The sequence below is a fragment of the Pseudomonas sp. NFPP12 genome, from assembly GCF_900103205.1.
Lineage (GTDB): Bacteria > Pseudomonadota > Gammaproteobacteria > Pseudomonadales > Pseudomonadaceae > Aquipseudomonas > Aquipseudomonas protegens.
Genome location: NZ_FMWW01000001.1, coordinates 1562497 through 1582752, shown reverse-complemented (window position 1 = coordinate 1582752; position 20256 = coordinate 1562497). Strand labels below are relative to the sequence as shown.

Sequence of the window (20256 nt, the reverse complement as noted above, 5' to 3'; positions counted from 1 at the left end):
GCCAGTGGCGAAAAAATAGCGGGGCAGTGAACAGAGCCACCGGTACGGGGCTTGGTTTCCAGCGGCAGGGCAAGAAAGCAAACGTCGTCGCGAGATTGTTCGCTGCTTGAATCTACCTCATGCGGGCCCGCCGTGGCGGGAAAAATGACGATCCGCCCTGGTCGTGACGGATTTTTCACCGGCCTTCAGCACAGGCTGGCCCGGGTCGGGTCCAGCACCGGCGCAGCCCCGGCCAGGGCCAGGCGCTCCATCAGGGCCGGGTAGCCCTCGGCCTGGCCCCAGGCGTGTTCGGCCAGGGTCAGGCCGATGATCTGCAGAAATCCGAAGCGCCCGCTCAGCAATTGCCGGGGGCCGGCAAAACCCGGCGCGGTGATGAACAGCAGTGCCTGCAACAGGCTGTCGCCGCCATTGATCGGTTCGCCGGTACGCATGCGGTCCCATTCGCCCAACGGCGGCTGCTCGCCAAAACGGCCGGCGGCCAGCAGCAACTGGTAGGCGCAGAAATTGCGTAACAGGCGCAGGGCCCAGGGTGACTGTTCGCGGGTTTCCAGCAGCAGTTCGTGGCCCATGCCGGATTCGCCATCGGCATCGGGCCGGGCATCTTCCCAGGCATTGGACAGGCCCGAAGTGACGTATAGCCAACTGCTGCGCCTGGCATTGGGCGGTGATTCGAAGACCCCGTGGGTGAGCCAGCGCGGATCGACGTCGTGCTGGCCAAAGACCTGGCTGAACAGCGCCATGTCCAGGGGATAGATGCCCGGGCCCAGTGCGCCGAACAGCGCCGGGTAGATCTGTTCTTCACGTTGCGCCCAGGCGGCTTCGAGCCATGAAGAGTCGGGGGATTGCGGCATGTGAGAGCGTCCTTGAACAGAAGCAGCGGCCCGGCTTGAGCCGCCAGGGAATCAGGCAAAAGCCTGGCGCAATAGTTCCGGCAGCAACTGCCCGGCCTTGCCCTCCAGGCTGTATTCCTCGGCGCCGGTGCAAGCCTGGGGCTGGGGGTTGATATGCACCACGCAGGCGCCGTGCTGCAGCGCCAGTTGGGGAATTCGCGCCGCCGGCTGGACCAGCCCGGAGGTGCCCACCGACAGCAGCAGGTCGCATGCTTCGGCGGCGTTGAAGGCGGCCTTGAGGGTCGCCTGGGGCAGGGGTTCGCCGAACCACACCACCCCGGGGCGGATCTTGCCGTTGCAACCGGTGCAGCGCGGCGGCTCCAGGCTGGCGCCCTGTTCCGGCAAGTTCGGCAAGGGCAGTTGGCCCTTGAACGGGCGGTTGCAGGCAAAGCACTTGGGGGTGTGCAGGCTGCCGTGCAAGTGCAGCACCGAGGGGCTGCCGGCGCGTTCGTGCAGGTCGTCGACGTTCTGGGTGATCAGGGTCAGGCGCGGCACCCGCCGGGCCAGTTCGGCCAGGGCCAGATGGGCTGGATTGGGCTGGGCCTGGAGCACTTTCTGGCGTCGCCATTCATACCAGCCCCAGACCAGCGCCGGGTCTTCGCGAAAGGCTTGCACAGTGGCCAGGCGCGCCGGGTCGAAGTGTTCCCACAGGCCGGTCAGGGCGTCACGAAAGGTCGGGATGCCGCTTTCCGCCGAGACCCCGGCACCGCTGAATACCACCACATGCCGGGCCTGGGCCAGGCGCTTGGGATCGAACTGCATGGTTGAAGATGTTCCTGCCGTGGGTGAAAGAACGGGGCGCCCGCTTCCGCGTGCGGATCGGACCGGTACTAAAAAACGCGCCAGCCTTGCAGCGTAAATGAATTTATCGTCAAGGCGCCGCTCATAACTCTTGTCAGCGGTCCTGTGTGTAGCCGCCTCAATCCGTCAGGGAGTGTCACCCTCATGAACCCAGCCACGCCAGTCAATCCCGGCGCCCAATCCCGTTTGATCCTGGTGGTGGAGGATGAGCCGACGGTGCTGGAGTTTCTCTGCGAGATCCTGCAGGACGAAGGGTTTGCCACCCAGGCGATGGACAGCGCGGATCGGGCCTGGGAATTCCTGCAGGAACAGGCCGCGGACGTGGCCCTGCTACTGACCGATATCACCATGCCCGGCACCCTCAATGGCGCGAGCCTGAGCAATTTGTGCGGCGAGCGCTGGCCGCAGTTGCCGATCGTGGTCATGTCGGGTTTCGAGACCCCCGAGAGTTCCGGGGTGCGTTATCCGGTGTCCTTCATCCGCAAGCCCTGGACCATCGGGCAGATCCTCGACTGCGTGGAAGGCGCGCTGAAATCGGCCCAGGGTTGAGGCGTGGCGCCTCACCCCGGCCAATCGCCGGTGTTACTCCTTGACGCTCATGAACTCCTTGGCCCAGACGATGTACTCCTCGGGCTGGGTGTAGGTGTGGGCCAGTTCGGTGGCGCTCAGGTCCGACGCCTGGGTGAAGATCTGCCGCTGCTCGCGCAGGCAGTCGTAGGTGGCCTTGATCGCGGCGAAGTAGGCGGCATGACCGTCCACGGCGATCTTCACGCCCAGCTCGGCCAGGCGCGCATCGTCCCGTAGCGCCGGGTTGCCGTAGGTCACCAGCATCAGCGGCACGCTCAGGTGCTCGGAGATCTGTTCCAGCTGTTCGAAATCACGGATGCCCACCATGCAGATGGCGTCGGCGCCGGCACGCTCGTACTGCTGGGTACGGCTGATGATTTCCTGCACCGGAAGGATGCCGGCGTTGGTCCGGGCGATGATCGCCAGTTCCGGATCAACCCGGGCTTCCAGGGCGGCGCGGATCTTGCCGACGCCTTCGGCCACCGAGATGAGATCGGTGGATTTGCGCCCGAACTGGGCCGGCAGCAGGGTGTCTTCGATGGTCAGCGCGGCAATGCCGGCGCGTTCCAGTTCGACCACGGTGCGCATCACGTTCAGCGCGTTGCCATAGCCGTGGTCGGCGTCGGCGATGACCGGCAACTGCGCCACGCGGCCGATGCGGGTGGCCTGTTCGGCGAATTCACTGAGGGTGATCAGGGCGAAGTCGGGGGCCGCCAGCACTTGCAGCGAGGCCACCGAGCCGCCGAGGATGCCCACTTCGAAACCCAGGTCGGCGGCGATACGGGCAGACATCGGGTCGAATACGGAAGCGGTGTGGTAGCAGGAGTTGGAAGCGATCAGTTCACGGAAACCGCGGCGCAAATCTTGATGGGAAAGCCTGGACATAACAGCTCCGAGATAGGATCGAGAGATCGACCTTGAGGTCGAGTCAAATTTTGCAATCAGTTCCCTTGGCGAGCCGGGGAAAGAGCGGCTCACAGCGAAACGTTAGTTGGGCAGATGAAGATGAAACAAGGTGGGTAGCAAGGCGTCTTTATCCCGTTCGGTTGCGCGAACCGACGGGTTTATTATGCGAGGCCGACATAGCAGGACGAGGCTATCACGCTCCAGGGCCGTAGATGATGAGGATTTTGCATAGCATTATGCCGGACCGGCATTGGCATTTTTTTCTAACTGAATATTACAAGCACTTGCCAGGGGCGTTTCGGGGGCATGTCGAAGGTTGGCGGGGGCTTGTCGAGCGCTGGCAAATCCACCAAGCTGCCGCGCCTCGAATGGCAGCGTTCACGCTGCGCAACGGCTTAGTTCAAGGATGCAGGCAATGGCGCTCAGGGTGTTGGTGGTGGGTGGTTATGGCAATTTCGGCAGCATCGTCTGCCGCTATCTGATCCATACCCCTGGGGTGCATCTGCTGATTTCGGGGCGCGACCCGCACAAGCTCGCGGCCAAGGTTCAGGCCTTGCAGGCTGAAGGCGGGCAGCCCTGCGAAGGCTGGTGCGGCGATGCCATGGGGCCGCAATGGGCGCCGGCGCTCAAGGCCCTTAAGGTGCACTGGGTGATCCATACCGGCGGGCCGTTCCAGGGCCAGTCCTACGCGGTGGCCCGGGGCTGCATCGAGGCCGGGGTCAACTACTGCGACCTGGCCGACTGTCGCCAGTTCGTGCGCGGCATTGGCACTCTGGATGAGGCCGCCCGGGCCGCCGGGGTGACGCTGCTCAGCGGCTGCAGCTCGGTGCCGACCCTGTCGGCGGCGATGATCGATGAACACCGTGAGCGTTTTTCCCGCATCGAGCGCATCGAGCACGGCATTTCCTCCTCGGCGAAGATGCCCGGCCTGTCCACCATCCAGGGCGTGCTGGCCTATGCCGGCAAACCCATCCTGCAACTCAAGGACGGCCGGCCGCACCCGGTGATCGGCTGGCAGGGCCTGACCCTGCGCAAGCTGCCCAGGCTGGGCACGCGGCTGGTGGCCAATGTCGATGTGCCGGACCTGGATCTGTTCGCCGAGCGCTACGGTGCCCACACCCTGAGCTTCCAGGCCGGCGCCGGGCTGAAGGTCGCCGGGCTGGCCAATGCGCTGCTGGCCCAGGCGGTGAAGCTCGGCCTGGTGCGCGACCCGGCGCCCTGGGCGGCGCGCCTGCATCGCTGCGGCACCTGGTTCGAAGGTTTCGGAGATGGGCTCAGTGCCCTGTACATCGATGTGCACGGCCTGGGCCAGGACGGCCAGCCACTGTCGATGAGCGTGCAGCTCACCGCAACCCATGACCACGGGCCGGAGATTCCCAGCTGCGCGGCGGTGGCGGTGGTGCACAAGCTGCTCGCCGGCCATGCGCCGGCCCCGGGGGCCCGGTCTAGTGCCGGCGAGGTCAGCGTGGAGGAGTACCTGCGGGCGATCGACGATCCGGATCACCTGCAACTGCAAGTGAGTTTCTCGCGCCCGCCGGTTTAACCCCCGGTCACCACAGCAGCGGCTTGGCGAAGTCTTTCCAGAACAGCCAGCGCTGCACTTCAAGGTGCTCGCCGGTGCCGATCTGCCAGTCCGGGCGCCCGGCGTCCAGGTCAAGCTTGACGATGATCCCGGCATAGGTGGCGGCCACCAGGGTCTTGCCATCGGGGCTGATGTCCATGGCGGTGAGGGTCGAGCCGATATAGTGCTGCCAGCGTTCCTCGCCGTTTTCGCTGAAGGCCCGCAGGTAGCCGTAGGCGTCGCCGATGATGAATTCGTCGCCCCGTGACGCCGCGGCATACACCCGGGCACCTTCCTGCAGCACCGGGGTGCGCGCATCGTCACTGTAGAAATCGGTGGACAGCCCTGGCAGGTCGGCCACCGCCACTCCCACGCTGGCGCCGCCATAGAAGTGGCAGGCGTTGAGCAGCAGGCGATCGCCGCGCTGGTTGAAATGGGCGAAATGCGGGTACTCGCTGGCGGGGCCGATCTGCGCTACCCGTTGCAACCTTGCATCGAACACCAGGTGCGAGCTGCTTTGCTCGCCCACGGCGATCCACTGGCCATCGGGCGACACCGCGCCATGCTCCATGCTCAGGCCGATGCCCAGGTCCTCGGGGGCGACGCCATCGGCCAGCTCTTGCTGCAGGTCTTCCAGGCTCGGCAGCAGGCGCGTGGCGCCCTCGGCCTGCAGGACGAAGATACCGTCGGAGCTCACCAGCAGTACCCGGCGCCCGTCGGGGAAGGGCATCAGGCTGCTGGGGCAGCAGCGCCCGGTGTCTTCAAGCGCCACCCCCGCCGGCAGGTTCGCGTGGGGATCGGGCCAGGCAAAACTTGCCACCTCTGGCCCGTTCCAGCCGTCGGTGAGCTGGATGCCGTCAGCCCGGGCCCAAGCGAAATAGCGCCGCTGGGGGCACATGCCGAAGCCTTCCACCTGCTCCAGGGTCTGGATCCTTGCGTCGTCGATATGCACCACCTCGCCAGCCTCGTAAGGTGCGCCGATGCGCGCCAGCAGGCTGCCGTCCGGCAACAGGGCCAGGGTCGGAATCATCCGTCCCTGGCTTTCCAGGCGTGGCGACAATGGGAAGTGCGCCGGCGGCCAGTCCTGGCGGAATGCCTGGCGCCGGGCTGCGTCGTAGGGCTCCTGGTTGCTCGCTTCCAGGGCCGCCTGCCAGTCTGGCAGCAGGTGCTCGGTATTGGGCAAGTGCGGTTCCTTCAAGCCCTTCCAACCGTCGCGGTTGCCGGTCTCGACATAGCGATTGATGTCGCGGGCATAGGTCAGCACGGCTTGCTGCCATTGCTCTTGCGGGGAGTGGTTCGAATTCGACTGGGACATGCGCGCAGGACTCCTTGTGGCGCTGGGAAAGGCGTAGCAGACCGGGGGATGGACCGGAAAAGCGCGCAGTTTATCCCTCGGGAGCGAGTTTTTTTCAGGTTTTTCCAGGGCTGCCGTTCAAGGCGCGTAGGTACTGACCCGGTTGCGCCCGGCGCGCTTGGAGGCGTACAGCGCCTGGTCGGCCCACTCGATCAGGCAGCGATGATCCCGGGCCGGACGGTCGAGGCAGGCGATGCCCAGGCTGATGGTGAAGGCGATGGCCTGGCCGTTGTGGATCACCTCCTGCTCTTCCACCGACTGGCGCAAGCGCTCGGCCAGGGTGCGGGCCCCGGCAAGGTCGGTGTGGGGCAGGAGAATGGCGAACTCCTCGCCGCCATAGCGCCCGGCCACATCGCTGTCGCGCACATGCTGGTGGATCAGCTCGGAGACGCGCTTGATCACTGCATCGCCGGCCTGGTGCCCATGGCGGTCGTTGATCGACTTGAAGTGATCGATGTCCAGCATCAGCAGGGCGATGCTGCTGCCGTGGCGGCTGTATTCGAACTGCAGGCGCTGCTCCCAGTGGCCGCGGTTGTAGAGCTGGGTCAGGTGGTCGGTGCGCGACAGGTGCTGCAACTGCTGGTTGGCCTTCTGCAAGGCCAGGCTGTTGATTGCCACGTCGGTCAGGTCGTAGATCACCAGGCAGACGTGGTGGATCTCGCTGTTGGAGGAACGCAGCGGCAGCAGGGTGGTGTTCTGGTACATGAACTCGCCCTGGCCGGTGATCGGCTGGTAGTTGTTGAAATGCACCAGGTACGGCCGCTGCTTCCAGATGGTGAAGGCCGGCGTGCCGAGGGCCACCACGCGCCCCACCTTGCGGGTGAACCAGGGTCGCTCGACCTCGGGGAACAGCTCGAAGAACGACTGGTCGATGGCCTGCTTGGAGGGCACCCCGGAGCGGTTCTCCATGAAGCTGTTCCACACCTGGACCCGGCACTCCAGGTCGAGCACGACGATACCCACGTCGATGCTCTGGACCACCGCCAGCAACCAGTGCAATTCACTGAAATCCATTCTCTTGGGCATGGCTCAACTCATCAGGTAGGCGAGCTTCTGTTCCAGCAAGGCCATGGAGCCTTCGGTGAACAACAGCAACAGGTCGAAGTGGATGTTCTGTTCTTCCAGGCTGTAGCTGATCTCCACCGCCTGGGTCTTTTTCCAGCGCTGCTGGTTGAGCACGATCAGCTCGTCGATGGTGGTGTGTTCCCCCAGTACCTGGGGATGGCCCACGGAAAAGAACACGTCCAGCTGGTCGGCGATGCTGCTCAGGCAGGCGCCGATCAGCACGCTGGAGAGGTCGATCAGCACTTCCATTTCCTGGTAGGGGTCGGTGCCTTGCTCTATCAACTGGGCGATGTCGGCCACTTCGGAGTCGTAGAACATCAACAAGGCTTCGCCGGCGATGCCGCTGCCGATGTAGCTCTGGCAGATGGCGGTCAATTGCCGGGCGCGGTTGGCATCGGCCAGCAGCATCTGCAACTCGCCGGCTTCCAGCACATTGACGTGGGGAATCGGCAGGTGCACGAAGACATCCAGGACCTTGGCGATCAGTGCCGCGGCGTAGCCCATGGAAACGTTGACGGTTTCCCGGAAGGCGTCGCGAAAGGTCACCACCGGTGCTGGCGAAGGGGCTGCCAGTGGCTTGGCGTCCGTGCTGTCCAGCAGTTGCAGTTCGTTGAGCAGGGCGCGCAGTTGCTGGGGGTCGAAGGGCTTCTTGAGGAAGGCCCGGGCGCCCAGCTCGCGGGTGCGGCGCACGGCTTCTTCTTGAATGTCGCCAGAGATGACAATGATCTGCGCCTCGATGCCTTCTTCCTGCACCGCACTCAAGACCTGGTAGCCGTCCATCACGGGCATGGTCAGGTCCAGCAGCGCCACCTTGCCCAGCCCGCGGCGCAGGGCTTCCAGGCCTTCGCGCCCGTTGCAGGCCTGGGTCACGGACACCCGCCACTCGCTGGGCAAGGTCCGCAGCACCTGCTTGCGGGCCATGCTCGAGTCATCGCAGATGAGGAGGGGGATCATCGGTATCGGACGCTCATTCGAAAAAACCCGTAAGGGATAGTGTTCGGTAATAGGGCGAGTTGCCGCTTTATAGTTGTGCTGTATCGGGCTGTCCGTGCCGCGCCGCACTATAGTTCCCTCGGCAATAAAAGAACAAGTAGTGATGGCTTCGGTTATTTGCTCCAGATCATTGTCTGCTGCAATTCAAGCAGGCCTGGGCATGTAACTTAGAGTTGTTGCAGGGCAGCAGTTAAAAGGCCGCGGCGGCCCGTGATGTGGGCTGTGGCAATAAACTGAGAGGCCTCTGTAAGCCTTGATATAGACCGATTTTTCTATCGGGGTAGGGGATTCGCGCCTGTTTTCTGACGTTTGAAAAATGACACTTGAGGCATAAGTTTCAAACTTTCGGAATCTTCTTGTTGATTGTTGCCGTAGGTTCTGCGAGTGGTTCGTTTCAATGGTTGTTAAGAGCGCTGGAATTGTGTGGGTTGAATGTGTCGTGCAGCGGTTCTTATAAACAACCCAGGGCCGCTGTTGTATTGATTCGAATATTAAAGAGTGGGCGCAAGGCTGTTGGAACGAGTGCGGCAGGAGCGTAGTTGTCGGCTGCGCTCCTGCCGCATGTGCAACAAAACCTTACCGCGAACCTGGTTGTGCCGACCGCTCGAAGGGCGCCAGCCCCGGTCGTGCGCGGCCTGTGGCAAGCCGATGACCAGCGCGGCGCCGTGGGCAAAAAAATGTCAGATTTTGAGTCCCGGCCTGGACCTTTTCCCGCAATGCGCAATCATTAGTGCGTGGAAAACATAAGGAGAGACGCATGTTCATTCGGTCATTGACCTTCGCTACTCTGCTCGCTGTTGCCGGCCCTGTCCTGGCGGCCGACAACGACGGCCCATTGACCCAGGACCTGGGCAAGTCACGGCCACTGATCGTGATTGCCCCCAGCACCGTGGACCCGACCCTGGTGAGCCTGAAGAAGTCCCTGGAAGAGCCGGCCACCCGTCAAGCCTTCAACGAACGCAACATGGTCCTGTACACGGTGATCAACACCATCGGCCAGCGCGATGGCAAGGACATCGACCCGCAATCCACCATGGCCCTGATCCGCAGCCTCAAGCTGGGCGCCGGGGCGCAGACCAAGGTGATCCTGGTGGGCAAGGACGGCGAGAAGAAGCTGGAGCACTCCGGGGCCATCGAGCTCAAGGAAGTCTTCAGTGCCGTCGACCAGTTGCCGGCGGCGGAGAAACAGGCCGCAGCGCCGGCTCCGGCCCCCGAGCCGGAGGCCAAGCCGGCCAATGCCAAGGCCGGCAAGGCGGCCAAGCCCGCCGCAGCGCCCAAGGCGCTGGACGACTGAAGCCCATGGGCGGAGGCCGGGGCAGGCGCTGACCGCCCCGGTGCCTGCCGACTGCATTGCCCCGCCTCGCCCAGGCTAGAGCGCCTCCAGGGTCTGACGCAGCCCATCGACGATCATCTCCACTTCCTGCCCATCGATCACCAAGGGTGGCAGCAGGCGGATGGTGGTGCCCCGGGTGACATTGATCAGCAGCCCGTGGTCACGGGCGGCGACCTGCACCAGCTCTCGGGCCGGCTGCCGCAGTTCGATACCCACCATCAGCCCCAGTCCGCGAATCTCCCGCACCGCCGGATGCGCCGCCAGTTCCTCGCGCAGCCGCCGCAGCAGTTGGGCACCGCGCTGTTCGGCGTTGGCCAGCAACTGCTGATCCTCGATGACGTCCAGTACGGTGCAGGCCGCGCGGCAGGCCAGGGGGTTGCCGCCGAAAGTGCTGCCGTGGCTGCCCGGGGTAAACACCTGGGCAGCCTTGCCCCGGGCCAGGCAGGCGCCGATGGGAATGCCGTTGCCCAGGCCCTTGGCCAGGGTCATCACATCCGGCACCACGTCTTCGTGCTGGCAGGCAAACCAGCGCCCGGTGCGGCCGATGCCGCTCTGGATCTCGTCGAGCATCAGCAGCCAGTTGCGCCGGGTGCACAGCTCGCGCACGGCCTTGAGGTAGCCGGGTGGGGCCAGCTGGATGCCGCTTTCCCCCTGGATCGGCTCCATCAATACGGCACAGATGCGTGGAGCATGCTCGGCGACGGCCGATTCCAGGGCGGCCAGATCGCCGAAGCGCACCTTGAGAAAACCGTCTGGCAACTGGCCGTAGCCCAGGCGCACTGCCGGGCCGTCGCTGGCGGCCAGGGTGGCCAGGGTCCGGCCATGAAAGGCGTTTTCCATGACCACCACCAGGGGCTGCTCGATGCCTTTGTGCCAGGCGTGCAGGCGTGCCAGCTTGAGGGCGGTCTCGTTGGCCTCGGCCCCGGAATTGTTGAAGAACGCCCGGTCCATGCCGCTCAACCGGGTCAGCTTGGCGGCCAGTTGCTGCTGCCAGTGGATGTCGTAGAGGTTGGAGCTGTGCAGCAGCAGGCCGGCCTGTTCGCTGATGGCGCCGACCAGCCGTGGGTGGCTGTGGCCGATGCCGGTCACCGCGACCCCGGCGATGGCGTCCAGGTATTCTCGCCCGGCCTGGTCCCAGAGACGGCTGCCCAGGCCTTTGCAGAAGCTCAGCGCGAGGGGTTGGTAGGTGCTCATCAGGCAGGCGGCGGTCATGGCGGGCGGCTCCATCTTGGGGGTGTGCTATCAGTATCGTTAGCCACTCAGGCTAGATAAACTCGCTATTTCTTTAATCATCTTGAAGTCAGGATTGATAATGGATCTGTTCCAGGCAATGTCGGTGTACGTCAAGGTGGTGGAGGCGGGGAACATGACCGCCGCGGCCCGGGAGTGCGGCATGTCCACCACCATGGTGGGCAATCACCTGCGGGCCCTGGAGCAGCGCCTCGGGGTGCGTCTGCTCAACCGCACGACACGGCGCCAGCGGCTTACCGATTTTGGCCGTGACTACTACCAGCGCTGCCTGGCGGTGCTGGGGCTGGTGGCGGATTCCGAGCGCCTGGCGGAGCAGGCCCAGGGCGAACCCACCGGCACCTTGCGCATCACCGCCCCCCTGACCTTCGGCACAGAACGGCTGGCACCAGCGCTGGACGAGTTCCGCCAGCGCTGCCCCCAGGTCAAGGTCGAGCTGACCCTGGCCAACCAGCGCTTCGACCTGACCGATGGCACCTTCGATGTGGCGGTGCGCCTGGGCAACCTGGACAACGCCTCGCTGATTGCCCGGCGCCTGCAGGACTACACCCTGACGATCTGCGCTGCGCCGGAGTATCTGGAACGCTGCGGCACGCCCCAGGTCCCCGAGGACCTGCAGCGGCACAACTGTCTGGCATTCGCCTATCCGGCCGGTGATGAGTGGAGCGCCACCGCCACCCTGTGGCCGTTGCGCGGGCCTGAAGGCGATGTGCAGATTCCGGTGTCGGGATCGTTGCTGGCCAACACCTCGTCCGGCCTGCATCGTGCGGCGCGGGGTGGCCTGGGGCTGGTGATGATGCCCGATGCGCTGGTGGAGGAAGACCTGCAGCAGGGCCGGCTGGTACCGGTGCTGCAGGACTATCAGTTGCCCTTTCGGACGATGCACCTGCTCTATGCCCAGGACCGCTATCGCCTGCCCAAGCTGCGCAGCTTTGTCGACTTTGCCCTGGAGAAATGGGGGCGTCAGGCCGACTCGCTGGCCAGCAGCATCATCGCCGCCGACAGCGTGTGACCATCGGTGATCTGGCCGGCGGCGATCATTGCCAGCAACTCCTGGCGGCTGGCCCACAGCACATCGTCCACTTCACCATCGGTGGCGGCGGCCTGCTGCTCGGCGATCTGCACCTGGCACACCGCCACGGCGCTGGCGATCAGCGAGGTGTTGCTGTGCAGCAGCCCCAGCTGGCGTACCTCTGAGGCTTGCCAGCCGGTTTCCTCCAGCAGTTCCCGGGCCGCCGCGTCGCAGGCGCTTTCACCGGCATCGATGGCGCCCCGGGGAAACTCGATGGACTGGCCACCGATGGCCCGGCGCCGCAGGTTGACCAGCATCAGTCGGCCATCGGCCAGGGTCGGCACGGCCACGACGCCGTTCACCGCCTGGGCTTCCTTGATGATGAAGTAGCCGTTTTCACGGACCACCTTGAAGTACGGGGTTTCCAGCAGGCACTGGGTGTCGGGGGTGGAACTCATGGGGGCTATCACTCCAGGAAACAACGATCGAACAAATACAGCTCGGCGGGCTTGAGCTGCTCCACGGTGGCCTGGGGCCGGCCGCCGTCGCCGCTCTTCTTGCGCCCGGTGTCGCGCAGGTAGCCGGCCTCGCTCATCTTCAGCAGGCGCTGGCGGATACTGGTCTTGAGTACCGGGCGTTGCAGCACCAGGGAGAAGATGCTCACCGCCTCGGGGGCGCTGAACTCGTTGCCGAGAAACATCAGCGGCAGGCTGCTGTACAGGGATTTGGAAAACAGCCGCTCGTGCACCTGGGCTACCAGGGCGTTGTGGTCGAAGGGCAGCTTGAAGGCACCGCTGGCCACCTCGCCGAGGGCGAAGAAGCCCTGTTGCGCGGCGGGCTCCATCGGCTCGCTGAGGATCCCCAGGTAGAAGGTCGAGGACGACCAGCAGCGCGGGTCGCGAAAGGCGTCGCCCACGGTGCCCACTTGTTCCAGCCAGGCAAGGGGCATGTCCACCTTGCTCGAACGGCGCAGGCGCTCCACCGCGTCGTTCAGGCTACGGTCCTCGACATCGCCGTTGACCACGATACCCGGTAGCGCCCAGTGCCCGGCAAAGGGCTCGGCGTCGCGTTGATGGAGGAGAATCTCCAATTCGCCGTGTTCGCGGTTGTAGCGCAGCAGGCACAGGTCGATGGTGTGCAGGTAGGCGCTGGGGAGGGTGGTGCGGTCGTGCATATCAACTTCCGTGGACGGCGTAGAGGCCGTAGTTTAGCGGATTCATTCCCGGGGCCAGCCATTGCCTGGGCGGCGTTTCGCCACGGGCCAGGCATTGGCGCAACACGCTGCTGCGCACCCCGGGCTGCTCTTCGATGCAGAGGATGGAAAAGCGCCGCAGCAGTTCCTCGCCGCGATGGAACCTGGGCAACTGGCGCGCCACGTCTTCGCCCACCACCAGGGCGATGCGTTTGCCGTCCAGGGCCAGGTCGTCGGCCAGGCGTTGCAACAGGGTGAAGCTGTAGACCGGACCCGGGTCGGCCAGGGCCAGTTGCCGTTCCAGGCGGCTGACCGCCAGCTCGGCGTCGCACTCTGGCTGCAGGTGCGCGGTGATTGCCTGCAACCAGCTGGCGCGCTGCTCGAAGTCGGCCATGCGCTTGCCGTCCGGGTGGCGGAAGCTGGGCACTACCAGTACCCGGCGGGCATGGCGGGCGGCTTCGAGCATCACCTGGGCGTGCCCGGCGTGGGGCGGGTTGAAGGCGCCGCCATAGAGGGCCAGTTCAAACATCTGCTTTTCCTCGGTTGGTACATGACGTGTACCTTAGCATCGCTTTTGTCAGTGGGAAATAATCTTCTGCACCTTATGTGTGCATGTTTATTGAATTTGGTTCGAGAAAAATAAAACCTGCAGGGTCTTGATATGAAAGTACATGACATGTACTTTGTGCTCCATGCAGAGGAGAGACCCAGCATGAACAGCCAAACGATGAAGACCGCTTCCTTCGATGTCGATGCGCAAAAGAGCTTCACCCCGCTGTGCCCGGACGAGTTGCCCGTGGCTGAAGGCGACCGCATCGGCGGCGAGCTGAATTTCATGGCGACCCTGGCCAGCCTGCGTATCGGCAGCAAGGACGCCCACAGCCCCCAGGCGCCCTGGGTGGTGGCCGGGCACGCCCAGATGCTCCAGCCCACGGGCCTTGAACATGCCGATCTGACCTGGGTCAGCCACTGCGTTCCGGGCACTGAAGGCTTCACCCTTTTGGACGAACTGCCTGCGCCCTATGACTACGACTACTTCGTGTGGAAGGGCGTGGAGCCGGACCTGCACCCCTACGGCGCCTGCTACCACGACCTGCACGGCAAGCTGTCCACCGGGGTCATCGAGTACCTCAAGGGCCAGGGCGTACAGCAAGTCATAGTCGGCGGCCTGGCGTTGGATTTCTGCGTCAAGACCACTGCCCTGCAACTGGCCGCTGCCGGTTTCAAGGTGCTCATTCACCTGCCGGCGTGCCGGGCCATCAGCGCCGAGGGCGCTACCCAAGCCATCGCCGACATGCAACAAGCGGGCATCACGGTTGCCGCGACCCGCGAAGAAACCGCCAGATTGGCCAAGGTTTGAGGAGTCACCATGGAAAGTGCATTTGACCGCAACAACGGCGTGATCCAGAGCCTGCTGGACACCGACTACTACACCTTCACCATGATGCAGGCGGTGTTGCACCAGCACCCCAATGTGGACGTGGAATACCAGTTCATCGTTCGTTCCAGAGAGTCCCTGGTGCACCTGATCCCCGAGATCCGCCAGGAGCTGGAAAAGCTTGCCGGCCTGCAGATGCGCGAAGGCGAACAGCGCTTTTTGTTCAGCAAGCGCTTTCGTGAATACCTGACCCCAGACTTCGAACAGTTCCTCGGCCTGTTCCGCTTCAACCTGCGCTACATCCACGTGGCGGCGGTCGACGGCCAACTGAGCATCCGCGTCCGTGGCCCGATGCTGCACTGCATCATGTTCGAACAGCCGGTGCTGGCCATGGTCAGTGAGCTGCGCAACCGCGACAAGTACCCGGAGGTAGAGCTTGAAGACGTCACCCGCCGGCTCTACCAGAAGTTCGAATGGCTGGAGAAAAACGCCAGCCGCGACGAGCTTGCCGAGTTCCGCGTTTCGGATTTCTCTACCCGCCGGCGCCTGTCGTTCAAGGCCCAGCGCGAAGTGGTGAAGATCATGCGCAGCGATTTCCCCGGGGTCTTCGTCGGCACCAGCAATGCGCACCTGGCCTATGAGTTCGACCTGCCGCTGATCGGCACCATGGCCCATCAATGGCTGATGGTGCACCAGCAACTGGGGCGGCTGCGCGAGAGCCAGAACGCGGCCCTGGAGAACTGGGTGCACGAGTACCGCGGGCGCCTGGGCATTGCCCTGACCGACTGCATCAGCACCGATTTCTTCCTCAAGGACTTCGACCTGTACTTCGCCAAGCTCTACGACGGCCTGCGCCAGGATTCCGGTGACCCGATCCTCTGGGCCGACAAGGTCCTGGCCCGCTACCGCGAACTGGGCATCGATCCACGGACCAAGGACCTGATGTTCTCCGATGGCCTGAACTTCGAGAAATGCCTGCCGATCCTGCGCCACGTGCGTGGCCAGGCCCGCTTCGGTTTCGGCATGGGCACCAGCCTGGCCTGCGATGTGGAGGGCGTGGAGCCGCTGAGCATCGTGATGAAGCTGGTGCGGGTGCATGGCGAACCGGTGGTGAAGTTCTCCGACGACCCGATCAAGAACGTCTGCGAAGACCCGTCGTTCCTCCGGTACGCGGCCCAGGTGTTCAACGTCGATCTTGCCCACTCGCCCCTGGAGGCCTGACATGAGCAATTCAACCCAAGCACGCATCGCCCGGGAACTGGGCATCGACCGGCAACTGGTTCGCGGTGGCGAGGCCGCCGAGATCGCCCGGCGTGTGGCCTTTATCCAGCAGGTACTGCGCGACTCCGGCTGCAGCACCCTGGTACTGGGTATCAGTGGCGGGGTGGATTCCCTGACTGCCGGCCGCCTGTGCCAGTTGGCGGTGGAGCAGATGCGCGCCGCGGGGCAGGAGGCCCGTTTCATCGCCATGCGCCTGCCTTATCGGCAACAGGCGGATGAAAGTGATGCCCAGGCTTGCCTGGACTTCATTGGCCCGGACGCGGTGAGCACTTGCAACATTGCCGACAGCGTCGAGGGCCTGATGGACCGGGTGCGGATCGACGGCCTGCAGCCTTCGCCGGCCCTCACGGACTTCGTCAAGGGCAACGTCAAGGCCCGGGCGCGGATGCTGGCCCAGTACGCGGTGGCCAACTTCAGCAACGGCCTGGTGGTGGGTACCGACCACGGCGCCGAGGCTCTGATGGGTTTCTTCACCAAGTACGGCGACGGCGCCTGCGACCTGGCCCCGCTGTCGGGGCTGACCAAGACCCAGGTGCGGCTGCTGGCCGAGGCCCTCGGCGCGCCAAGGCATCTGGTGTACAAGGCGCCCACCGCGGACCTGGAGGAACTGGCGCCGGGCAAGCTGGACGAAACGGCTTACGGTTGCAGCTACGCAGAAATTGACGCTTACCTGATGGGCGAGCCCGTTACCGACGCGGTGCGCCAGTTGATCGAGCGTGCCTACCTGCGCACTGCCCACAAACGCGCCTTGCCACGGACCCCGGCGATAGCTGGCCTGTAGCAACGGACTTGTGTTGTCCGCCGAATCGCCTTCGCCGGCAAGCCGGCTCCTACAGGCAGCGCTGCACTCAATACCGTAGGAGCCAGCTTGCTGGCGGAGGGGCCCGGAGCAGCACCGCCACCCTTTGAGCGTTCAATCCGGCCATCTGCGCAACGCCTCACGGCATTCTTCGGTCAGCTCCGGCATATGCTCCCGTACCTGCGACCAACCCAATATCTCCAGCGCCTCGCGGGCGCCTTCTCGCAGCGGTCGCCATTGCGGGTGTTCGAAGCCGTTGTCTTCCAGGGTCAGGCCGTAAGCTTCCCGACACAGTGCTTCACAGCCGCTTAACAGTGCTTGCAAGCGCGGCAGCAAGTGCGGCGCCAGATGCAGCGGAAACTGCTTCACAAAACCAGCGAGATAGTCCAGATAGCCAGACCACAGATTGCACTCGGCACAGCAACCGACCTCCACCCGTTGTCGCTTGGCGTCCAGGGCGAGAAATTCCAGGGCCACGCCCAGTTCTCCCAACAGGATGATCCTTCGGTATTCGTCCTGGCCGTACCAGGTCCAGACGTTCGAGGCGAGGGGGGAGGTGCAGCGCGACGGTGCTTCACTCATGCTGTCCGCCTTTATCCTGCGTTGTCGGTGCGGGCTGCCAGCCCTCGGGCCAGCGGTCGCTGAACGAATGGCTGTGCGGCATCAGCGCCGGGTCGCGGTTGTCATCGAAGCAGCCCAGGAGCAAGGCAATGGTCGGCTGATCATCGATGGCCCCCAGGGAGCTGCCGCAAGCCCGGCAGAAGGCCCGGCTCGAAGAGTCCGACGACCTGAAGGTCGCCGGTGCGCCGCCAGGGCCGGTCCAGGTCACCCGTTCTCGGGGGAATTCGACCCACGCCAGCGTCAGCGCGCCACTGTGGCGCTGGCACAGTTTGCACGAGCAGGTATGGGGATTGGCGGCAGGCCCCTGGGCCTCGAAGCGAATCTGCCCGCACAGGCAGCCGCCCTGGTACAGGCTGGCAGTCATCAGCGTGGGTTCTCCTGAGGAATCAAACGGTCCTTTTCCAAATCGCGCAGCAGTTCATCGAGCATCTCTCTGCGGCTTTCGATCTGCACCGGCGGTACATACCAGGCCGCCACACTATAGCCTTCACGACGGTAGTTGTAGGTCTTGAGCAGTTGGCCGTCCTTGAGCAGGCTGCCGCGCAAGTTGCTCTGGTAGGAGTAGGGCATGGGGAAGGTCAGCAGGGTGATGGCATTCAACGCGCCAAGCAGTCCCGCACTTTTGCCTCCAGGCTCGCTGATCAGGAGGCTGTAGCCGCTGCGACTGTAGCCACCATCGAGAAAGGAGAAGGCTCCGGTTTGACGCAGGGCAGCGATGGTTTCCCGTTGCTCCTGTTCGTCGAAGCGACTTTTCACCGGGCCCAGGTCCAGGGTCAGCGGTACATAGGGATGTTGACTGCGGTAGTCCAGCGGCGCCATTCGGGTGCCACAACCGGTGATGATCAGTACGCTGCACAGCAGGGTGGTCCAACTTATGGTGTTCATTGGGCCTGACTCGCGGTTGGCAACAGTTGATCCTGACGCAGATCGCCAGCAAAGGCACGGGCGATGCGCTGGATATTCTGCTCTTGCATTTCACCGCCCTGATCCAGCAGCCAGGTGTATTTATGCGTCAGGTTGCGATAGCTGTAGCGCTTGAGGAGCTTGCCCTCGTGCAGCAGGCTGATGTCGGTGTGGGTGTCGATGCCATTGGAGAGCGGCATCAGGAACAGAGTGGCGGCACTGAGGAAGATCAACGGCATTGGCGGCATGTCCCGCTCGGACTTGAATTGAATGCGGGCGCTGTAGTCGCCAGCTTGTCCGGCGCCGGTCTGGACATCTTCGAACACCCCGGTGGCACGCAAGGCGTTACGTAACTCAGCGGCGCGCAATGGGTCATCGACCATCACATGCAGGGGCATCAAATAGGCTTGGCCATCTGTCAGCGGACGGTCCGGCAAGGTGTCGGTTGCCGTGCAGCCCGCGAGCAGCAGAAGGGCGCAAAGGGTCAAGCAGGATTTCATGGATGATTCTCCGCAGTGGCGTTGGCTGGGCTGGTTTGCTTGTCGACGGGAAGGATGAAGGGCTTGGCCTTGTCCAGATCCAGCGGCATCCATTGCAGGTCCGGCAGCCCCGGCACCTGGCGCTGGGCAATCACGGCGTCACGGGGCATTTGATTGCTCCAGGCAAAGAAGCACTGGGTCACTTGGCTGCAGACCGAGCGAAACTCGCCGATGTAATATGCCTTGCCCGCCTCCAGGCGCAGCGGCAGTACGAACTCTTCGCGCGCTTCCTGGGATTGCAGGCGTGAGCCGAGCCCCGGGGTGTAGACCATGGACCAGAACTGGAAGTTGTAGAACTCGTAATCGCCCGGTTTGAGCGGCATGACAAATACACTGGCTGCGGCGCGGGGTTCATGGATGTCCTCTGGCGTTGGCCGTGGGTCGCCCTCCCAGAGTGCCGCGGCGCCATTGATTGAGCCGCGCTTGCGAATCAGCAGGCGCAGGTTGGTGGCGGCACCGCCGCCGCCCAGGTACTGCGGGCCAATAGCGCCCACCAGATAGGTCGTGGGTTCGTTGGCTGCGGGTTGCAGAGGGGCGCTGACGATGGCGGCGGGTTGGCTGATGCAGCCAGAAACTATGCTGGTGGCCAGCAGCAAGGACGAAGCCTTGATTACGCGGAACATGGGGAACCCTGAAAGTGACTTTGGACAAGGCGCAGGCAGGGAGGCATGAGTGTCTGTACATGGCCTTCCCTGGCGCCGCTCGTGAGCGGCGCGATGGTACGAGAACCTTAGGGCTTTGTGTAGCGCGTTACCCGGAATGACCTGCCCGGCAGCGCTATTGACCGAACCCCGGCGCTGCCTCTTCGACCTTTCTTTTGTACTGCACCTTGGCCTGGTCGGGGTTGCAGGACAGCAGGGCATCGACCTGGACAAAACCCTTGGACAGCACCTGCCTTTCTCGCCACAGGTTGCCGCACGCGCCGAATACCCCGGCGCTGAGCAGCCAGCCCAGGGCGAACCCGTGGTGGCCGGCGCCTGTATCAGGGATCAGCAGGATCAGGCCCAGGGCAGCCAGGGTGAGGCCGGTCACCCAGTACAGGCTGACGCAGTACGACCAGAGTACGGTGAGAAAGCAGGCGGCAAAATTGAAGCCGATGGCCACGGCTTCCAGTTCGCCCTGGGGGTTGCGATAGAGGCGGTAGAGGCGTTTGTGTTGTTCCTCTAGGTCCTGGTTGATCCGCTTCTCACGCTCGGCGATCTGGATTTTCTCCGTAGCGCTGAGGTCGCTGTCATCGAAGATTTCCTTGAAGGTTTCTTCCAGAAGGTAATAGCCGGTGTAGGCGCTGGAGCGGCCGGTGAGGTACAGGGCGTCGACGTGATAGCGGCGGTTGAGCTTCAACTGGGTGTCGCCACTGAAGAAGCTGCAGGCCGAGGTCTGGATGTGCAACCAATGCTTGCCAAAGCTGTATTCGATATAGGGCTTGCCGCCGTTCCGAACCCAGCGGCGGTCGAAGTAGCCTTCCAGTTGCTCCACTTTCACGCCCGTGATGTCGGTCCTGGGTTGCGCCTGGGCGTTGAGCCACTTGGCGGTGCACCAGCCACCGACCATCAGGCAGAGGAAGGTGCACAGGATGACCTTGGCGAACAGCGGGCCATCCAGCAGGCAGATGAGGATGAGGCAGGGGAGCAGCAGGATGCCCGAGAGGACGCAGGTGGTTTCAACATCAGCCTTCCAGGCGCGGGTGAGGTCTTGATTGATGCGGTCGATTCTTTCCTGGTCGAGGACTCGGATAACGGCGGTCTCGCTGGGCCCAAGCCTCAGGCTTGGGCGGGTCTTTACAAGACGAAGCACAGGGACCGCCCGCGGGTTC

General features: G+C 64.0%; 23 protein-coding genes. 7 read left to right on the top strand and 16 right to left on the bottom strand.

Translation table 11 applies throughout. The annotated features are described in order from the left end of the window. Window positions 1-185: 185 nt before the first annotated feature. Together BLS75_RS06835 and BLS75_RS06830 are read right to left on the bottom strand one after the other, a co-directional pair. Window positions 186-851, bottom strand: coding sequence for a suppressor of fused domain protein (locus BLS75_RS06835; protein ID WP_072452335.1), 666 nt, complete (start codon window positions 849-851; stop codon window positions 186-188). 51 nt (window positions 852-902) lie between these two features. Then, the gene (locus tag BLS75_RS06830) at window positions 903-1652 is read right to left on the bottom strand and encodes an SIR2 family NAD-dependent protein deacylase (protein ID WP_072452334.1); all 750 of its coding nucleotides are present in this window, start codon (window positions 1650-1652) and stop codon (window positions 903-905) included. A gap of 183 nt (window positions 1653-1835) precedes the next feature. Here BLS75_RS06830 and BLS75_RS06825 point away from each other — a divergent pair, with 183 nt between their 5' ends. Continuing rightward, complete coding sequence (locus tag BLS75_RS06825) at window positions 1836-2240, top strand: response regulator (protein ID WP_011060751.1); 405 nt, start codon at window positions 1836-1838, stop codon at window positions 2238-2240. Between the two features lie 33 nt (window positions 2241-2273). On the opposite strand, the gene BLS75_RS06820 is transcribed toward BLS75_RS06825, so the two are convergent. Beyond that, window positions 2274-3143 (bottom strand): isocitrate lyase/PEP mutase family protein, encoded by an 870-nt coding sequence (locus BLS75_RS06820; RefSeq protein ID WP_011060752.1) that lies wholly within the window; start codon window positions 3141-3143, stop codon window positions 2274-2276. 436 nt (window positions 3144-3579) lie between these two features. On the opposite strand from BLS75_RS06820, the gene BLS75_RS06815 reads away from it, so the two are divergent. After that, complete coding sequence (locus BLS75_RS06815) at window positions 3580-4707, top strand: saccharopine dehydrogenase family protein (protein ID WP_072452333.1); 1128 nt, start codon at window positions 3580-3582, stop codon at window positions 4705-4707. 7 nt (window positions 4708-4714) lie between these two features. Here BLS75_RS06815 and BLS75_RS06810 read toward each other — a convergent pair whose 3' ends face one another. The 3 genes from BLS75_RS06810 to BLS75_RS06800 form a co-directional block, all read right to left on the bottom strand. Next, window positions 4715-6040, bottom strand: coding sequence for a YncE family protein (locus tag BLS75_RS06810; protein WP_072452332.1), 1326 nt, complete (start codon window positions 6038-6040; stop codon window positions 4715-4717). Between the two features lie 117 nt (window positions 6041-6157). Continuing rightward, window positions 6158-7105: a sensor domain-containing diguanylate cyclase gene (locus BLS75_RS06805; protein WP_011060755.1), complete on the bottom strand. Its 948-nt coding sequence runs from the start codon at window positions 7103-7105 to the stop codon at window positions 6158-6160. Between the two features lie 3 nt (window positions 7106-7108). Continuing rightward, window positions 7109-8098: a response regulator gene (locus tag BLS75_RS06800; RefSeq protein ID WP_011060756.1), complete on the bottom strand. Its 990-nt coding sequence runs from the start codon at window positions 8096-8098 to the stop codon at window positions 7109-7111. Window positions 8099-8894: 796 nt separating this feature from the next. On the opposite strand from BLS75_RS06800, the gene BLS75_RS06795 reads away from it, so the two are divergent. Then, entirely contained in the window at window positions 8895-9431 is a 537-nt protein-coding gene (locus BLS75_RS06795) for a DUF4174 domain-containing protein (RefSeq protein WP_011060757.1), read from the top strand. Window positions 9432-9506: 75 nt separating this feature from the next. Here BLS75_RS06795 and BLS75_RS06790 read toward each other — a convergent pair whose 3' ends face one another. Next, on the bottom strand, window positions 9507-10682 hold the full coding sequence (locus tag BLS75_RS06790; protein ID WP_072452331.1) for an aspartate aminotransferase family protein: 1176 nt from the start codon (window positions 10680-10682) through the stop codon (window positions 9507-9509). 100 nt (window positions 10683-10782) lie between these two features. On the opposite strand from BLS75_RS06790, the gene BLS75_RS06785 reads away from it, so the two are divergent. After that, entirely contained in the window at window positions 10783-11730 is a 948-nt protein-coding gene (locus BLS75_RS06785) for a LysR family transcriptional regulator (protein ID WP_019094420.1), read from the top strand. Here the strand turns inward: BLS75_RS06785 and BLS75_RS06780 are convergent. The 3 genes from BLS75_RS06780 to BLS75_RS06770 are packed head-to-tail and all read right to left on the bottom strand — an operon-like array spanning window position 11682 to window position 13451. After that, window positions 11682-12188 carry an NUDIX hydrolase gene (locus BLS75_RS06780; RefSeq protein ID WP_072452330.1) on the bottom strand — a complete coding sequence of 169 codons (507 nt, stop codon included), beginning with the start codon at window positions 12186-12188 and terminating at the stop codon, window positions 11682-11684. The two genes, BLS75_RS06785 and BLS75_RS06780, sit on opposite strands and share 49 nt — an antisense overlap. A gap of 8 nt (window positions 12189-12196) precedes the next feature. Next, complete coding sequence (locus BLS75_RS06775) at window positions 12197-12904, bottom strand: NUDIX hydrolase (protein WP_072452329.1); 708 nt, start codon at window positions 12902-12904, stop codon at window positions 12197-12199. A gap of 1 nt (window position 12905) precedes the next feature. Further along, entirely contained in the window at window positions 12906-13451 is a 546-nt protein-coding gene (locus BLS75_RS06770; protein ID WP_072452328.1) for an adenylyltransferase/cytidyltransferase family protein, read from the bottom strand. A gap of 183 nt (window positions 13452-13634) precedes the next feature. Here BLS75_RS06770 and BLS75_RS06765 point away from each other — a divergent pair, with 183 nt between their 5' ends. The 3 genes from BLS75_RS06765 to nadE are packed head-to-tail and all read left to right on the top strand — an operon-like array spanning window position 13635 to window position 16362. Continuing rightward, a complete protein-coding gene (locus BLS75_RS06765; RefSeq protein ID WP_011060763.1) occupies window positions 13635-14282 on the top strand; it encodes a nicotinamidase in 648 nt (215 codons plus the stop codon). Between the two features lie 9 nt (window positions 14283-14291). Continuing rightward, window positions 14292-15521 carry a nicotinate phosphoribosyltransferase gene (gene pncB, locus BLS75_RS06760; protein WP_072452327.1) on the top strand — a complete coding sequence of 410 codons (1230 nt, stop codon included), beginning with the start codon at window positions 14292-14294 and terminating at the stop codon, window positions 15519-15521. Between the two features lies 1 nt (window position 15522). Then, entirely contained in the window at window positions 15523-16362 is an 840-nt protein-coding gene (gene nadE, locus BLS75_RS06755; RefSeq protein ID WP_072452326.1) for an ammonia-dependent NAD(+) synthetase, read from the top strand. A gap of 132 nt (window positions 16363-16494) precedes the next feature. On the opposite strand, the gene BLS75_RS06750 is transcribed toward nadE, so the two are convergent. From BLS75_RS06750 to BLS75_RS06725, 6 genes are all read right to left on the bottom strand, one after another. Then, window positions 16495-16962: a hypothetical protein gene (locus BLS75_RS06750; protein WP_072442321.1), complete on the bottom strand. Its 468-nt coding sequence runs from the start codon at window positions 16960-16962 to the stop codon at window positions 16495-16497. Then, entirely contained in the window at window positions 16955-17365 is a 411-nt protein-coding gene (locus BLS75_RS06745) for a GFA family protein (RefSeq protein ID WP_072452325.1), read from the bottom strand. Before BLS75_RS06745 ends, BLS75_RS06750 begins: the two co-directional genes overlap by 8 nt. After that, window positions 17365-17886, bottom strand: coding sequence for a hypothetical protein (locus BLS75_RS06740; RefSeq protein WP_072452324.1), 522 nt, complete (start codon window positions 17884-17886; stop codon window positions 17365-17367). Before BLS75_RS06740 ends, BLS75_RS06745 begins: the two co-directional genes overlap by 1 nt. Further along, window positions 17883-18404, bottom strand: a complete 522-nt coding sequence (locus BLS75_RS06735) for a hypothetical protein (protein WP_072452323.1) — start codon at window positions 18402-18404, stop codon at window positions 17883-17885. The genes BLS75_RS06740 and BLS75_RS06735 overlap by 4 nt, the downstream gene beginning before the upstream one ends. Then, the gene (locus tag BLS75_RS06730; RefSeq protein ID WP_072452322.1) at window positions 18401-19066 is read right to left on the bottom strand and encodes a hypothetical protein; all 666 of its coding nucleotides are present in this window, start codon (window positions 19064-19066) and stop codon (window positions 18401-18403) included. Before BLS75_RS06730 ends, BLS75_RS06735 begins: the two co-directional genes overlap by 4 nt. A 154-nt stretch (window positions 19067-19220) precedes the next feature. Continuing rightward, entirely contained in the window at window positions 19221-20237 is a 1017-nt protein-coding gene (locus BLS75_RS06725) for a hypothetical protein (RefSeq protein ID WP_072452321.1), read from the bottom strand. Window positions 20238-20256: the final 19 nt, after the last annotated feature.